The following is a 16,077-nucleotide window of genomic DNA, read 5'->3' as shown; positions in this document are numbered from 1 at the left end:
AGAAGTTCGGGCGTCGGCGGAGGAATTCGCCGACGCCATCATGACAAAAGCCAGTTTGTTGTAACCGGAGGCGAGCGAACGTGACGCTCATCGAACGCAATGACCACCCGCGCCGCGATGAACGTTCGCGAACGGGTGGGGGCCGCGCGCTCGATGCCTCGGCCGGATCCAATATCGTCGCGTTCGACTTTGCCAAGGCGCTCAGTCGGGCGGAAAACGTCGCCAGACGAGCGGTGGTGCTTCCGCCGTTCAAGATCGAAAAGCCATTGGACACGGCAAAGAGTGCTTCCCAAAAGCTTCTCGTTGCAGCCATCGCAATTTCGACTGTATTGCACGGTGGAGTCATTGCCTCGATGTTTATGGGAAACTCTGGCGAGCAATTCGGCACGCTTTTGGATAACACCGACACCTTCAGCCTCTCAATGGAGCAGTCGGTCGTTCTCGAGTCGATCTCGACGGAAAGCGTGCAGATGGCATCAGCCTCTGCAGCGGCGTCTCAGGCCGGGAGCGTCCAAGCCGCGGAATCGAAACCGCAAGAGCTTGCGGAGTTGGAGAACGATCCGCTTTCAGATGAACCGCCGCCGAAGCCGATTGATGTTGCCGACGTCACGCCGACCGCGCTGACGCCGACGGACGATCCGCTGCCGGTTATTCGCGGTGGGGGTATCGAGCAAGCGGTAAGCGAGATCAAGGCCGATCAGATCGCTGAGATCGAGGTCAAGGAAATGCCGGAGGCGGTCGAAACGAAAGACGACAGCCCCGCGAAGGCAGAAAAGAAAAAGGAAGTCGAAAAGGAAAAGAAGACCCCGCAGCAGGAGTCGCATGCGCAGGTCGCTGGCAGTTCCACTTCGCGCTCTAATGCATCTCAAGCTTCGGTAAGTGGCCGGGTCTCGGCGAGCCGGGGAAATGCTTTAAGCTATGGTGCGCGTGTCCGCGCACAACTGGCGCGCAATAAGCCAACAAGCATTGGCGTCCGCGGCACGGTCCGCGTTTCATTCGGTATCGCCGCTGACGGCGGCATTCGATATCTCAAGATTTCGGAGTCTTCAGGCAGCGCAACACTCGATGCCGCCGCGCTGACTGTTATTCGTAAATCGGCGCCGTTCGGCGAGCCGCCGGCGGATTTGACGCCAACGCAGCTCGCCTACGTCATTCCGTTTTATTTCCGCTGAGCCGATCCTTTGGCCGGCGCCGTCTGCGCACGAGCGGCGGCTGAATCTTCCATCAGCTCGTACCACATGGCGTTGAGAACGGCGAAAGCGGCTGCCAGCGGAAGGCCGAGAAGCCAAGCGAAATACCACATGATAGTTCTCTCCTTTCCAGTGGCTCAGTAAGCGTGGCCGTGGTCGTCACGGATCGCTTTCTCGTCAACCTTTCCCCACATCACGTGATAGACCCACGTCGTGTATGCAATGATGATCGGCACGAAGATCACCGCGCAGACGAGCATGATGAAGAGCGTCAGGTGGCTCGACGATGCATCCCAAACCGTCAAGCTCGACCGCGGGTCGATCGAAGACGGCAGAAGAAATGGGAATATCGAAACGCCAACCGTCGTAATGATTCCCGCGATGGAGAGTGACGACGCCAAAATCGTCGCGATTTCCCGTCGGGCGTTCATGAAGACGTAGGTAGCGCCGGCGCCGATTATTCCAAGTACGGGCGCTAGGATCGTAAGCGGATACGAGCCATAGTTAGTGAACCACGCCCCCGACGCTTTGGCGACGGTCTTTGCCAGCGGGTTAGACGGTCCTACTGGATTGACCGTGCTCGTGATCTGATAACCATCGATTCCGAGCCACAGCACGACACCGCCGATAATGAAGAGAGCAATGGTCGCAAGTGCGGCGGCGCTTCCAAAGCTGCGGGCACGGTCAGCGACCGGACCCTCCGACTTCAATATGATCCACCCGGCCCCGTGCATTACGAGCATGGCGACGGAGACCAATCCGCAGAGCAGGGCAAACGGATTGAGAAGTTCGAACAGCGTCGTGCCGTCGTAGAAGATCCGAAGATCGCTGTTGAAGTGGAACGGCACGCCGCGCAGGACATTGCCGACCGCGACGCCGAAGATCAACGCCGGAACGGCACCGCCGACAAACAGCGCCCAATCCCACGTTTCGCGCCATCTCGTACCTTCGAGTTTCGAGCGGTACTTGAAGCCGACCGGCCGCAAGATCAGCGCGAACAGAATGGCGAACATCGCAAGATAGAAGCCGGAGAACGAAACCGCGTAGAGCGGCGGCCAAGCGGCGAAGATTGCACCGCCTCCGAGGATCAGCCAGACCTGGTTACCTTCCCAAGTCGGTCCGATGCTGTTGATCACCACACGGCGTTCAACGTCTGTTTTGGCGACGAACGGCAACAAAGCCGCGGCGCCGAGATCGAAACCGTCCATGACGGCAAAACCGATCAGCAGAATGCCGAGCAGCAGCCACCAAATGATACGAAGCGTATCGTAATCTATGAACTGATGCAGGATCATTGATCTACTCCGCAGCGACGAGATTGGGAGAAACAAGAATAGCTTCCGGCTCGTCGTCAGGTTGAGGACCGGAACGAATCGCACGGATCATCAGGCCCATCTCGATGATGAAGAGAACCGAGTAGACCGCAATGAAGCCAAGAAGCGTCAGGAGTACGGTGAATGCACCGAGGCTCGAAACGGCGGCGGCGGTCGGCAGGATACCTTCGATGATCCATGGTTGCCGCCCGAACTCGGCAACGACCCATCCGAATTCCGCCGCGATCCACGGCAGCGGGATGGCGAAGGTCGCGATGCGAAGCAGCCAGGGGTAATGGTCAAGCCGCCTGCGCGCCGACAGGTAGAAGAACGTCGCCATCAACGCGATGAAGAAGAAGCCCAAACCGACCATAACGCGGAACGCCCAGAACAAGGTCGGCACGCTTGGTATCGTATCAATGGCGGCTTGTTCGATCTGCGCATCGGTCGCTTTGCGAGGATCATCGACATAGCGCTTCAGCAGAAGCGCATAACCCAGATCGTTGCCGTTCTTCTCAAGTGCGTCGCGCGCTGCCGGGGGAATCTTGGACGGATCTCCAGCCGCGCGTATTTGCTGAACTGCATCGTAAGCCAGGATGCCATTGCGGATCCGCGTTTTGGCGCTGTTGACGAGTGCGTCGATGCCCGGAATTTGCGTCGTCAGAGAGCGGGTGCCGATCAGGCCCATGACCCACGGGATCCGGACGGCAAAGTGGGTCTCGCGGGCTTTCTGGTCGGGGAAGCCGAACAGCGTGAAGGCCGCGGGAGCGGGCTCAGTTTCCCACATCGCTTCGATGGCTGCGAGCTTCATCTTCTGATGTTCGCTCGATAGGTAGCCGCTTTCATCGCCCAGGACGACGACCGAAAGCGCCGCCGCCAGACCGAACGAAGCAGCGACCGTCATGGATCGCTTGGCGAGCGCGACATGGCGACGATTGTACAGGTACCAAGCGGAGACACCGAGAACGAAGACGGAAGCCGTCACGTAGCCCGCCGAAACCGTGTGCACGAATTTTGCTTGCGCCACCGGATTGAAGACGACATCGAAGAAGTTCGTGACTTCCATGCGCATCGTCTGCGGATTGAATGCCGCGCCGACAGGATTCTGCATCCAGCCGTTTGCAATCAAAATCCAAAGCGCCGAGAAATTCGATCCGGCTGCGACGCACCACGTCGCGACAAGGTGGCCGACCTTAGACATGCGGTCCCAGCCGAAGAAGAAGAGACCGACGAATGTCGCTTCCAGGAAGAAGGCCATCAGGCCCTCGATCGCGAGAGGCGCGCCGAAGATATCGCCGACGTAGTGGCTGTAATAGCTCCAGTTCATTCCGAACTGGAATTCCATGACAAGCCCGGTCGCGACGCCGACAACGAAGTTGATGCCGAACAGCGTGCCCCAGAATTTCGTCATCTGTCGCCAGATATGGCGGCCGGTCATCACATAGACCGTCTCCATGATCGCGACGATGATCGAAAGTCCAAGCGTCAACGGGACGAACAAGAAGTGATAAAGCGCCGTCGTCGCAAATTGCAGGCGCGAGAGCGCCACTATGTCAAGTTCCATCTGCTTTCCCGACTCCCGGTCGGCCTCCTTCCGAAATGACGGCGCTGAAGAAACGCCGCCGGAACAATTGTCGTCAGTCCTGTCTCAGGGTTGAGAGCAGGGCTTCGAATTGAGAATCTCCGCGCGATGCCTGACCGATCACCCGTCCGTCCTTCATTGCAATAAGACGATCGGCGATTTCGGCTTCCCTGCGGATATGCGTCGCAATGAGCAGTGTGCATTGCGCCGCGTTTGCCGACAGCCGCCCAAGGACGTCACGTGCCGTCGCGTCATCAAGGCCTTCGGTCGGTTCGTCCAAAAGCCAAAGTGGTGTTTTCCGAAGAAAAAGCCGCGCCAACGCCAAGCGGCGCCCCTCGCCGCCCGAAAGCCCGAGACCGTCCTCGCCTAGGCGCGTGTCGAGACCGTTCGGAAGGGCGTCGAGATAAGGCTTTAGTCCGGCGGACATCATGGCGCGTCTCAGGCAATCATCATCGGCGGTGGCATTCGCAAGTCGAAGATTGTTGCGAAGGGTATCGGTGAAAAGTTCGGTGCGTTGTGTGAGAAGCGTCGAAGGGACACTTCGAACCGCACCATGATCGGGAGAAAGTTCGCCCGCTATGACGAATATCAAAGTCGATTTTCCAGATCCGCTGCTCCCGATCAGAGCAACGCGTTCGCCAACCCGGAGTGATAGGGTGATATTTTGGATCGCAGGCCGGTCCGCATGCCCGTAATGGACCGAGGCCGTATCTAGCGCGCATGCGGTGCCTGACGGTGGCGATGCCACAGAAGCATGGGGAGGCGGTTCGAGGCGAACTGCGACACGGCGCGCGGCAACGCAGGTCCGTCCAAGCTCGATGGCACCCCGACGCAAGGCAGCGAACGGCTCAAGAGCCCCGATCGTGACAAGGACAGCGAGCGCCATTATGGGCGCACCGATTTCGGCATGCCGGGCAAGCTGAAGCGTGACGAAAAGCGCCGAGGCGATGAGAGTGGCGCTGACGATGCCAAGCGCTGCACCGGACGCGACCTCAGCGAGATTAAGCTCGCTGTCGGCATCCGAGAGCTTCCGATCCGCCTCGGCGATGGCACGGCGCTGTGCTCCAATCCGCCCGGACATGACGAGGTCGGTTTGCCCCAAGACCAAATCGATAACGCGAGATCGCAGCGCTTCAAGCGCAAGAACGCGCCGTTGTGCGGGGCGTTCGGCAACGCGCGCGGCGATCAGCGGAATGCCGAGCCCGGCCATGGCAAGAAAGACGGCAAAACCAATGCCGACGGCGGGCAGGATCGCGCCGAAGCACAAGCCGATAGCCAATGCGGCGGCGATGGCGGCGGCGGCCGGAACGACCACGCGTAGATAAAGAGAATCGAGCGCATCGATATCTTGCGTCAGACGAAACAAGAGTGCCGCAGGGCGCATACGCAACTTTTCCGCCTCCCGCATGGCCGCTGAGCCGCGGAAGAGCCGTTCGCGAAGTTCCGCCAAAACGCTGAGCGTCGCGTCGTGCGTAACGAGGCGTTCGCCATATCGGCTCACCGTCCGCGCCAATGCGAAGAACCGGATGCCGGCAGAGGGCGAAAAGACGTCGAAGGCCAAAGCGGTCGCTGCACTCAGTCCAGCAATCGCCGTTGCCGTGATGAACCAGCCGGAAAGACTAAGCAGCGCCAGACCGCACAATGTGGTTGCGGCGTTGAGGCCCAAGCCGAACAGAAGCTTGCCACGCGGTCCACGCCAGAAAAGCGAAAGTATAGGCGCTAGGTCCCGCGAAACTCTGCTCATGCCGCTCTCTCCAGCGGCCGGTTACCCAAGCGCACGATGCGATCCATGCGCCGCGCCAATGTCAGATCATGTGTCGCGATGATCATTGTCTTGCCGCGGCCAAGTGCGATCAGGCTGTCCGCTATGTCGTTTGCTGTTTCGGCGTCGAGATGCGCCGTCGGCTCGTCGGCAAGGATGATCCCGGCATTAGGGCGAGCGGCGATCCGGGCAATGGCGAGCCGGAGAGCTTCGCCGCCGGAAAGGCCGACGCCGTTCTCGCCGATGGCATGTGCGCCCCGCGCGACGGCGAGCGCGCCGAGCTTTGCGAATTTCAATGCGTCGGCGATGTGCGCCCTATCAATCTTCCGGCCGAGCGCGACGTTGCTTGCCAGCGTTCCGGCGAAGATGTGCGGCCGCTGACCGATCCAGGCCATACCGGAGCGCAGGTTTGCGGCGGTATTGTCGGTAAGACCTTGGCCGTCGATCAATATTGTTCCTGCTGCCGGACGCGCGAGGCCGGCTATCAGCGCGAGGAGTGTCGACTTTCCGGTGCCGCTCGGACCGAGCAGCGCCACATGTTCCCCTGGTGCGATGGACAATTCGAAGCGATCGAAGACCAATCCGTCGCTGTCGCCGTACCGAAATGACAGTTTATCGATCCTAATGGCGGGAGCGCTGGTCAGATCTGCCACCGCGGCTTTCGAATGGGTGATTGAACCAGGGATCGTACGCCCGGATGTCGACAGTCGGTTAAGTTCGTCGATCGCGGCGCGCCCTGCAGCGCGATCGTGCCAGACGGCGGACAGCTCGCGAAGCGGCTCGAAGAAGGCCGGCGCCAGAAGCAGAATGAACAAGCCTCCGCTCAAGCCGAGATGCACACCCCATGTGCCGAAGTTCAGCTGCCCGAGAAGATAGAAGCCGATGTAAACGGCAACCATCGCCACGCCGAGCGCCGCAAACAGTTCAAGCACGGCTGAAGACAGAAAGGCGATGCGCAGCACGGTCATCGTCCGCGTGCGCAAGTCTTCGGCATTGGCGCGAAGCCGTTTCGCCGTCGCGTCGACTGCTCCGAGCGAACGGATCGTAGTGATGCCACGCAACCTGCCGAGAAGGAAGGCATTCATGTCGCCTGTCTTCGCGAGTTGCGCTTCGCTCGCTTCCTGCGCGCGCCAGCCGATCAATGCCATGAAAACCGGAATGAGTGGCGCCGCGAACAGCAGTACGATGGCAGCCGCCCACGACAGCCACAAGACGACAGCAAAAAGCACGATGGGCACGACCACGGCGCGCAGCTTGGCAACCTCGAAGCGCGCAACGTAAGGCACGATCATCTCGGCTTGCTCGGCAATAACGCTCGCGGCTTTGCCAGCTTCAGGACGTTCGATATCAAGTGGTGAGCGTTCGGCGAGCGCAGCGACGGCTTGTTGCCTCAGTCGGCTCGCTACGCTGCGCCCCGCACGAAAGGCCATGCGGCTTCCAAGGCTATCGAGTACGGCTCTTAGAACTCCTATCGCGAGCACTCCGAAAGCTGCCCACGCACTGCCGGTTGATGCATCTCCGTTCGCCACGTCGCCGATGGTCACGGCAATAAGGGCGGCCTGAGGTACCCACAGCAGCGAGGCCGCAATCTGCAGCGCCGCACTTTTTCCATGGACGGTCGTCTTTAAGCGTGCCGGCTGCGCCGATTGATGCGCGTTTTCTCCAGCGACGGCGGCTTCTGACGCCATTCCTTTGGTCTTTCCCCGGAAAAGTATCCCGATCAATAGGGTGCAATCAGGCGACGATAATTGACTAATATCAAAACTTGGCTACCAGATTTTACGTTCAAAAAAACCTTTATCGACGAGAATATCTCTACTGGAGCCGCCAATGAAAGCGGTCCTCGCCGCACGATCGCAATTGAGCTAAAATTTACATCGCTGATTGACGCACCAGTTCAAACAGTTTGCTAGCGTCGCAAGAGACTAGTCGGAAAAGAAGAACGATTTAAAAATGCGTCTAACGAGCGTGCGCAACTTTGCAATTGCACCCGTGATACTCTCGATGATATCGGCGGCATCAGCCCAGGAACCGAATTTTGGCGCTTATGCGCAAGCCGCATTTTTCCCCTTTTTGGACGCAAACGATGGAGAACTCCGCCGTTCGCCGTCACTAGGTATTTCGTTTGGAGAGCGCTTCCATAGAGCCACGTTGGACACCGGATCTACAGGTGTGGTCGTTGGCGCGACTTCGATACCAAACATCGATCAGCTACCGAGAATTTCAGAAGGCCAATTGACCTACACCAGCTCGGGCCGCGTCATGCGAGGCCATTGGGTTCGCACCGCATTTACGATCGTGGGGAGCGGCGATAGCGCCATTCAAGTGGAAGCGATGCCGGTGCTTGCCGTTGAGCGCGTTGATTGCTTGCCGCGGGCAAGAGATTGCGATCCAAACGAAGATGTCAGCCGAATTGCAATGATCGGTATTGGCTTTGCGCGCGAGGGAGACAGGCAAAGTCAAAGTACGCCAGACAAGAACCCGTTTCTGCATGTCGTCTCGAACAATTCCAGGCAGCGGCATGGGTATGTTTTGACGGCCAGGGGCGTCTACGTTGGTTTGTCGGCCGTCAATACAAGCGGCCATTTCGAGTATGTAAAGCTCGACCGCAACAAAGAAGATACCGATTGGTCGCCGATACCGGCTTGCATCTCGATTAATGGGAAGACGCCGCCGGCTTGCGGAACCCTTTTAGTGGATAGCGGGGTTGGTTCGGCATTTATGACGTTGCCACCGTGGCAGTCGTCCCAAGCAAAGCTTCAGCCCGGCGATCAGGTTGCCGTCGCGGTTTCGCGCGGACAATCCTCTCTACCGCTTTACAGTTTCAAGATTGATGATGGTCATCCGCTTACTCCCGAAAAAGTTCACCTGAGATTGTCGCCGGATCGCACGTTTCTGAACACGAGTTTCCATTTCTTAAACGGCTTCGATTTTCTCTACGACGCTGACGGCGGCTATGTTGGATTTCGCCGGCGTAGCACTGGAACTCAGGCAATTCGGTAGGCGCGGAACCATAGACGGGTGTGATGCATCGTTTCAGCTACGCTTTGATTTGTTCGGCTTGGACGATTGTTCCGCAGATCGCTCTGGCGGACACCAGTCAAGTGATCAAATCCTGGCGGACAGATGCAGGATGGTTGACAGAGCTGCGGCAACACACCGATGGGGCTCGCGTGTGCGCGACCGGAAAAGCCTTCAAGGAGGCCGACCCTTTGGTTTGTCGATTGTCAAAAGCGGTCCCGTGACGCTCATCACATTGGTCGATGAAAAGCAGCCGCCGAGCCGTGCGGGCAAGATGACGTTCTCCGATCAGGGTACGACATTTGGAGATTTATTCGTTACGCCTGCGGGTCCCGCTTTCGCAACGACGGAAGACGAGAGCGAGCAGACGTGGAATACCATTAACAGGCTTCCAGCACAGCCGCTGTCGATCGGCATAGACGGTAGCGAGTACTCAGCAGATCTTACCGGCATCGACCAAGCGCGCGAGCAGCTCAAAGTATGCGAGACGGAAGCATCGCGTTGAACTGCGATGGCGTCAGTCCAGAACAGCCCAACGCTTGAACCAGGACGTCATCTGTTTCCATGCATCCTTGGCGGCATCGGGTGAATAGCTCGGGCGGTAATCGGCATGAAAGCCATGTGGCGCGCCGGGATAGATCTTGAACTCAGCTGTTTTTGCGGCGGCAGAAAGCGCGGCCTTCATGGTTTCGACTTGCTCAGGCGAAATACCCTGGTCGGCGCCGCCGTAAAGCCCGAGGACAGGGGCTTTCATTTCCGACGCAAGTTCGATTGGACTTTTCGGCCAAATCGCTTTTTGCGCGGCAGGATCGACAAGTGAGCCATAGAAAGCAACCCCGGCTTTAACGTTCGGGTTCGTCGCGCAATAGACCCAGACCGTTCGTCCGCCACGGCAGAAGCCGACGATGCCGAGGCGCGAAGTATCGCCGCCCTGGCTCTTCGCCCAGCGGACCGTCGCGTCGAGATCGGAAATGAGCTGCCCGTCAGGCTTTGAATTGACGAGCGGGATCAGAGCCTGGATGTCGCTGATTTTCGCGAGATCCCCCAACCGGAAATAATAGTCGGGAGCGACCGCGAAGGCGCCGAGCTTCGCCAACCGACGGACGACATCCTTGATGTATTCGTGCAGACCGAAGACTTCCATCGCGACCAGAATCACGGATGGATTGGCAACGCCAGCTGGTTTGGCGAAATATGCGGGCATCGCGCCGTCCGCTGTTTCGATCGTTGCGGCTCCGGCGTCGAGGCCTTCGGTGTCAGTGACAATCGCGGCAGCGCTGACCGGGCCGGCTGCGAGTGTGTAACCGGCGGCAGCGGCGGCCGACGTTGTCATGAAGCGGCGGCGGGAGAGCTTCGCGCGCCGGATGAGCCCAATTAGGTCGGATGCAAGATGATCGCTGGCGCGCATGATGGCCTCCCTATCGAGATGCGACGGCCCGATGGCTCGGTGTCGTGATGATATATCGCTCTCGATGAAGGGGAAACGACGTCCACCGCCACGGCTATCGGCTTATTTCTGTGCCGTGTCGCGGGGATGCTTGCCGTCTTCTGGCGTGATCACGACCGTCGACGTCCGTCCGGCGACCAGACGGACGCCCTCTGGCACGTGGTCGAGTGCAATGCGCACGGGAATACGCTGCGCCAAACGAACCCAGCTGAATGTCGGGTTGACGTCGGCCAGCAAGTTCGAGCCGGCACTACGGTCGCGATCCTCGATGCCTCCGGCAATGCTCTGGACATGGCCCAGGATCGGTCTGTCCTCACCCATCAGGTGTACGACGGCTTTGTCGCCGACTTGGATGAGCGGCAACTTGGTCTCTTCGAAGTAGCCTTCGACGCGCAGGGAATCGTTGTCGATCAGGGCCGCCACGCCCTTGCCCGCGGTGACATAGTTGCCGGGCTGCAGGTCGAAGTTCGTGATCGGGCCGTTGACAGACGCGCGGACTTCCGAACGCTCCAGGTTGAGCTTCGCGAGGTCGCGATCCGCTTCGGCTTTATGTAAATCCGCTTCAGCCTGCGCCTGCGTAGCGATCACCTGTTCGACCTTCTGATCCGAGACAGAAAGATTCGTCAGATTTTTATAGCGCACCAGATCCTTTTGCGCGGCTTCAAGTGCCGCCTTGCGGCCCTCGACATCGGCTTCAGCCTGCCTCAGCGCAAGAATATAACGGTCACGGTCAATCTGAAACAGAACGTCTCCCTTGTGGACGATCTGGTTGTCGCGAACCATCACTTTGGTCACGAGCCCGGAAACGTCCGGTGCAATCTCGACGACGTCGGCCCGAACGCGGCCATCGCGTGTCCAGGGTTCGAGTTCATAATGAACCCAAAGCAGCCAGCCGGCGAATACGGCAGCCCCGACGAGCGCAAGTGTCGTGCCGTAGCGTATGAAGGGTTTTAGGCGTGCGTTCATGACTGAGCCTGAAAGAGGAAGAGGACAGTCGCGCAAAGAATGCAAACAAACATTGAAAGATTGAAGAGCGACCTATGCCAGATGTACTGATATGCGCCGACGGCGCGGAGGACGCGCGAGACCGCCACCATCACGACATATGAGATGACGGAGCACGCGAGAACGGACGGCACGAAGATGCCAAACAGACTGATTTCCTCGTTCATTGCGCGGCCTCAAGCAAGACCGGAGCGTGCGGCAAATGAGGAGGCGAGCGGTCCGGGAAAAGGCTGCGCCGTAGGCCGACGAGGCCAAGCAACGCCGAGCGCGCAGACGCACCATGCTCGTTTCGAACGACCGCCAGCGCGCGATTGACCGCGGCAAGAAGCAAGTCCGGCGCCGGCACCGTGGACTTATTCTGATAATAGCGCTTCAGCATGAGAAGCACTGCATCGATGCGCCGCCGCGAGTAAGGCGTAAGCCCGATACGCGATCGCCGGAGATCAAGGATGTTGAAACCTTCCCGCAACTCTCCGATCGCGCCAGGAATCCGGTGTCCCGCTGCTTTCGCTCGCGGTGCGAGAAGTACAAGACGGTCGAGCATGACGCCGGTCAGCCGCGCCTCGTCGCGTGCGGTTTGAGCATCTGCGATCTCCGCCAGCGTCTCCTTGTTGGCGACCGCGAGTCTCCGAATACTCCATTCGGCGCCAAGTGTACGCAGCATCGAAGCCGTCGTCGCGGCAAGGATGACGCCAACAGACGTAGCGATGCTGCTGTTCCAGAACGTCGACGTGTCGACCGCAAAAGTCACCTGCAGGCCCATCATCGCAGCCACGCAGATTGCCAAAGCGAGCCCCATGAATAACGTTTCGGGTTTCGAAATGCATAACCCGAAAAAGACGAGAGCCGGAGCCAGCACAAGCGCGAGCGTTTCAAAGTTGTGAACGTGAGGAAGAATGCCGAAGACGTATAGCGCCGCAATTCCGATAGAAACGACAGAGCACTTCGCGAACATGACGATAGACGGCACCGGATTATCTTGCGCCGAGAACAGATTGCCCGCCACGGCAGCCATTAACACTGCATAGCCGCCCTCCGGCCAGGACAGCAGAATCCAAAACGTGCAGCAGACGGAAATCGTCGCGAAGCTGACGACCGCTGACAACATCGCAAGGCCGTGATCGTAATGATGGACCAGGGCAGCCCGCTCGGCGATAGGATAGGTGTACGGTCTCGATATATGATTGGACGCCTGCTCAACGCTCTTTAGAATGTCGAGGCAGTCCGATCGGATCGCGGCAAGGTCGCCCAACCGGATAAGAAGGCTGAGCTCCACCAGGTCGTGCCAGCTGCGATGAGCGCGGGTTGAATCGACGCAGGCCTCGATATCGCTTCTCAGGCGATCGAGCTCTTCGGCATCGGTTCCGCCGGCCGCAAGCCATTTATCCATCCGATCGACGAGCTGCTGTGCCGCGCGCGATGGGCCACCTAGCAGGGAAAGCTCATGAAGTCGGTCCGCGATCGAGGACAGAATGGGAATGAGCATCAGCATGCGCGGCCGGACATCACGAATGAGTCGCAGGAACTCCGGGTGGCCACCCGCATCATAAATGAGGTGCGTGCTGAGATTTTCGATTTCGCCTGTATCGCCTGCAAGCTTCAGCCGATGCCGGTCGGGCTCGGCTCCGGTCCGCAGCTGCAGCGCATCGCGGGCGCTCACGTCCGCGTTGGCAAGCCAGGCTTTGAGTCGCTGTGCGATCACCGGCGCAACAGGGCGCGGCAAGATGATGCTTGAGACGACGGCAGCACATAGAATGCCGACGATGATCTCTTCGGTCCGCGCGAGTGCCACGTCGAAAATCGTGCCCGGCACATCCACCGTCGGAAAGCCGATCAGCGCTGCAGTGTAGCCCGCAAGCATGAAGATGTAGCTTCGCGGCGTGCGGTCGAGCATGGCGATATAAAGACAGCCTGCGGACCAAAGACCCAGAGCGATGATCAGCAGGATCGGGGTGTTGACGAGATTGGGCACCATCGCGATAGCGGCTGATGCACCAAGCAACGTACCGATGACGCGAAAGATAGCTTTAGATCTCGTCGCGCCCGATAGCGGGTTTGATGCGATGTAAACCGTTGCGATCGACCAGTACGGATTAGGCAGCGGAAGCCACAGTGCGATCAGCAGCGCCAGTAAGGCGGCAATCGTCGTCTTAAACGAAAAAACCCACTGCTGTAGAGCCGGGAAGGCCATCGCACATCCTGTTTGAGAGCAACTAAAACGAGCGTTGACGAATTTCGATCTTGAACATTGCCCTCGAGTAGGTATAAATGACTTTGCGGTCACTTTTGTCAAGACAAACGCTCAACGCTGATAATGCGTGGGGCGCATAGGTACCCATCCAAAATCGAGTGCGTGGCCGCATAAGCTGATTCACGAAGTGAGGCGACATGCAAAAAAGTACACAATCCGCCGTCACCAATCTTGTCCGGAACGACCCGCCTGTCATTCGACGCCGCGGCGCCAGCCCGGAAAAGACCGCCATGACGCGTCAGTCCATCGTCGATGCGGCGTTGGCGGAGTTTCTGGAAAAGGGGTTTGCAAACACCACCATCGAGACCGTGGCAAAGCGCGCAGGCGTCGCGAAGGGCCTGATTTACCGCTATTTCATCGCGAAGGAAGCGTTGTTCTCGGCGGTTGTTCAGCAAGAAATTGTCAACGCTCACATCGACACGGACGATGCCAAGCGCGCGCCTAACGAGAGTGTGGAAGATTTTCTCCGCCGAACTCTCGTCGTATCGATCCACCAGATCGAGAAGAAGAGCCGCGCGGACATCGCTCGGGTCGTCATCACGGAAGGTGCGCGTTTTCCGGCCATCGCGGAGATCTACCGTCGCGACGTTATCGAGCCTCTTCTTTTGAAGGTGAAACGTTTGGCCGTCGCCGCGCGGAAGTCAGGCGAACTCAAGGATGATCGTCTGGTCAAAAATCCGTACTTGCTGTTGGCGCCGGTCTGGGCCGGTATCGTCATCAACAAGTTTCTCGATCGGGCGCATCCGGTCAATATCGGTGAATTGTTCGAGACGCAGCTCGACATGATCTTCGCGAAAGAGGCGGCCTGAGGAATGCGGGCCGCTTTGCAAAGTTGTGTTTAAAGAAGCGACCACTGTCCGGCGACGACCGCCCACGCGAAAATGACGGCATTGGTCGTCATGTGTGCCGTGATCGCGTCGCCGATCCGGCCTCGGCGGATCATCAGCAGCGCGTAAAGCGCACCGGCTAATGCTGCCGCAAGCCACCGGTCGTGCATCAGACCGAACAAGCTCGAAGAGACGACGAGAGCAACGAGTCCGAATGCCCTAAAATCGACTGTCTCGAATTTTGCCGCCTGTAAGACGCGGTAGAGATATCCGCGAAACGCCAGCTCTTCCGCAATCGGAACCATGATGATGGTGCCGATGCCTCTGAACGCGAGCCAGAGAGCGACCAGGATCGGCGAGAATTCCGAAAGCGACTGCTCCAGCGGCGTGTGGCTGCCGGCGCCTGGGTCAGTCGCGATCCACAGCAAACCCGCAATCCCGCCAATCAAAGCCGAGACAGCATCCGGAGTGCCCAGCAGCTGCTTATAGATGTTCCGGAAGGCATACAGCGCCGCAAACACCGCAACGACTTTAATAGGATAAAGCAGATAGTCGTGAGGCGCCGCAATGCGCGTCACGATTTGACCGGCCATCAGCGCGATAAACGGTGCAAGAAAGATGAGCGCTGGATTGGAATCGGCGGCTTGTCGAGCGCGCGCCGCGCTGGCTGCATCTGACATCGCCGCTGCCATGATCGGCGATCTCTTGCCGAAGAAAGCGAGCTTCTGCGCAACCGTCATGATTGTGATTGCGATGAGTAAGAAGCTGATCCAGCCGAACTGAGAGTGAAATCCTCCGAGCGCGATATCCGGCGAAATGTTCGCTCCAATGAAGACCAGCAGCGCAATCCGCAGGCTGTTGAGGAGCCAGATTGCGCCCATCGCCAACGGGAACAGCATAAGGACGTTGGGAAATTTCAGCGAGCGACGGAAGATCAGAATATATCCTACGACGAACACCGCGATCAGCATCATGCCTTCGTAGCCGGAGCATGCCGCAAAGATCCTGACGCTGAAATCACCGGCGCCGAGAATGCGCGTAGCCGGGTCCATGAATGCACTGTGATCGAAGTGCTTGAGGATCCAGTACGATAACTGAAGGGTGGCGTCAGAAAGCTCAGCCCAACTGTCTTCCGATAATAAACTGCCGCGCTCTCTATCGAGGGTTGCGCCAGTGACATATCCCAAGACACCCAGTCCGAGCGCCAGCATCAGTTCCGGTTTGCAAAACGTTACGATCTCTCGCCAAAAGCCTGGCGGCGCAGCGACGAGGACGAGCGACGTTATCGCCGCCAGGAATAACGCCGAATAGAGATAAGTAAGAAAGGTATCAGCGCCTGGCGGAGCCTGGGCAAGGAGTCCGCGCGCGAGAAAAGCGGCCAACATCGCAGCCGCGCTGATTGCAGCTGTCGCTGATATCTGCACAGGGTCTGCATCTTGATTGAAGGCTGCGAGGATCGCGCTGCGCTTGGACCAGCCGACAACCACAAAAATTGCGGCCACTAGCAGAAGTATTTTCGGAACAGCTTGGACAACGCCGATAACTGGCCAGATGCCCCAGACATCAGGAAGAGGCGTAAAGAGCCGGATCGTCAGCATTTCGACGATGACAAGCGCCGTCGTCGACACAATCCGAGCCGAGGGCCAAGCGGGATGAGAGGCAGCTTTCAACATGCGAAG

General features: G+C 58.7%; 14 protein-coding genes. 4 read left to right on the top strand and 10 right to left on the bottom strand.

Annotated features, from left to right (window positions below; translation table 11 throughout):
• Positions 1 to 80 precede the first annotated feature (80 nt).
• Positions 81 to 1,172 carry a TonB family protein gene (locus HYP802_RS0119190; protein ID WP_013949339.1) on the top strand — a complete coding sequence of 364 codons (1,092 nt, stop codon included), beginning with the start codon at positions 81 to 83 and terminating at the stop codon, positions 1,170 to 1,172.
• Here the strand turns inward: HYP802_RS0119190 and cydX are convergent.
• The 5 genes from cydX to cydD all read right to left on the bottom strand — a co-directional run bounded on the left by cydX (position 1,160) and on the right by cydD (position 7,535).
• Positions 1,160 to 1,303, bottom strand: coding sequence for a cytochrome bd-I oxidase subunit CydX (gene cydX, locus HYP802_RS23365; protein ID WP_081741001.1), 144 nt, complete (start codon positions 1,301 to 1,303; stop codon positions 1,160 to 1,162). The genes HYP802_RS0119190 and cydX overlap by 13 nt on opposite strands.
• A 24-nt stretch (positions 1,304 to 1,327) precedes the next feature.
• Positions 1,328 to 2,485, bottom strand: coding sequence for a cytochrome d ubiquinol oxidase subunit II (gene cydB / locus HYP802_RS0119180; protein ID WP_013949338.1), 1,158 nt, complete (start codon positions 2,483 to 2,485; stop codon positions 1,328 to 1,330).
• Positions 2,486 to 2,489: 4 nt separating this feature from the next.
• Entirely contained in the window at positions 2,490 to 4,067 is a 1,578-nt protein-coding gene (locus tag HYP802_RS0119175) for a cytochrome ubiquinol oxidase subunit I (RefSeq protein ID WP_013949337.1), read from the bottom strand.
• 73 nt (positions 4,068 to 4,140) lie between these two features.
• Entirely contained in the window at positions 4,141 to 5,829 is a 1,689-nt protein-coding gene (locus HYP802_RS0119170) for an amino acid ABC transporter ATP-binding/permease protein (protein ID WP_013949336.1), read from the bottom strand.
• The gene (cydD, locus tag HYP802_RS0119165) at positions 5,826 to 7,535 is read right to left on the bottom strand and encodes a thiol reductant ABC exporter subunit CydD (RefSeq protein ID WP_024276347.1); all 1,710 of its coding nucleotides are present in this window, start codon (positions 7,533 to 7,535) and stop codon (positions 5,826 to 5,828) included. Before cydD ends, HYP802_RS0119170 begins: the two co-directional genes overlap by 4 nt.
• A 265-nt stretch (positions 7,536 to 7,800) precedes the next feature.
• Between cydD and HYP802_RS0119160 the strand changes: the two genes are divergently transcribed.
• Together HYP802_RS0119160 and HYP802_RS0119155 are read left to right on the top strand one after the other, a co-directional pair.
• The gene (locus HYP802_RS0119160) at positions 7,801 to 8,850 is read left to right on the top strand and encodes a hypothetical protein (protein WP_013949334.1); all 1,050 of its coding nucleotides are present in this window, start codon (positions 7,801 to 7,803) and stop codon (positions 8,848 to 8,850) included.
• 214 nt (positions 8,851 to 9,064) lie between these two features.
• Complete coding sequence (locus HYP802_RS0119155; RefSeq protein WP_024276346.1) at positions 9,065 to 9,373, top strand: hypothetical protein; 309 nt, start codon at positions 9,065 to 9,067, stop codon at positions 9,371 to 9,373.
• Positions 9,374 to 9,385: 12 nt separating this feature from the next.
• Here HYP802_RS0119155 and HYP802_RS0119150 read toward each other — a convergent pair whose 3' ends face one another.
• The 4 genes from HYP802_RS0119150 to HYP802_RS0119135 all read right to left on the bottom strand — a co-directional run bounded on the left by HYP802_RS0119150 (position 9,386) and on the right by HYP802_RS0119135 (position 13,511).
• Positions 9,386 to 10,276: a dienelactone hydrolase family protein gene (locus tag HYP802_RS0119150; protein ID WP_013949331.1), complete on the bottom strand. Its 891-nt coding sequence runs from the start codon at positions 10,274 to 10,276 to the stop codon at positions 9,386 to 9,388.
• Between the two features lie 102 nt (positions 10,277 to 10,378).
• Complete coding sequence (locus HYP802_RS0119145; RefSeq protein WP_013949330.1) at positions 10,379 to 11,281, bottom strand: HlyD family secretion protein; 903 nt, start codon at positions 11,279 to 11,281, stop codon at positions 10,379 to 10,381.
• On the bottom strand, positions 11,278 to 11,487 hold the full coding sequence (locus HYP802_RS0119140; protein WP_013949329.1) for a DUF1656 domain-containing protein: 210 nt from the start codon (positions 11,485 to 11,487) through the stop codon (positions 11,278 to 11,280). Before HYP802_RS0119140 ends, HYP802_RS0119145 begins: the two co-directional genes overlap by 4 nt.
• Complete coding sequence (locus HYP802_RS0119135) at positions 11,484 to 13,511, bottom strand: FUSC family protein (protein ID WP_013949328.1); 2,028 nt, start codon at positions 13,509 to 13,511, stop codon at positions 11,484 to 11,486. The genes HYP802_RS0119140 and HYP802_RS0119135 overlap by 4 nt, the downstream gene beginning before the upstream one ends.
• A 197-nt stretch (positions 13,512 to 13,708) precedes the next feature.
• Here HYP802_RS0119135 and HYP802_RS0119130 point away from each other — a divergent pair, with 197 nt between their 5' ends.
• Positions 13,709 to 14,380 (top strand): TetR/AcrR family transcriptional regulator, encoded by a 672-nt coding sequence (locus HYP802_RS0119130; RefSeq protein ID WP_013949327.1) that lies wholly within the window; start codon positions 13,709 to 13,711, stop codon positions 14,378 to 14,380.
• Between the two features lie 29 nt (positions 14,381 to 14,409).
• On the opposite strand, the gene xrtE is transcribed toward HYP802_RS0119130, so the two are convergent.
• Positions 14,410 to 16,071 carry an exosortase E/protease, VPEID-CTERM system gene (gene xrtE / locus HYP802_RS23050; protein WP_157135468.1) on the bottom strand — a complete coding sequence of 554 codons (1,662 nt, stop codon included), beginning with the start codon at positions 16,069 to 16,071 and terminating at the stop codon, positions 14,410 to 14,412.
• Positions 16,072 to 16,077 lie beyond the last annotated feature (6 nt).

Origin of the sequence: Hyphomicrobium sp. 802 (assembly GCF_000526135.1) — a bacterium.
Lineage (GTDB): Bacteria > Pseudomonadota > Alphaproteobacteria > Rhizobiales > Hyphomicrobiaceae > Hyphomicrobium_B.
Note: the sequence above shows the minus strand (reverse complement) of the source record. Positions and strands in the feature narration are given on the sequence as shown.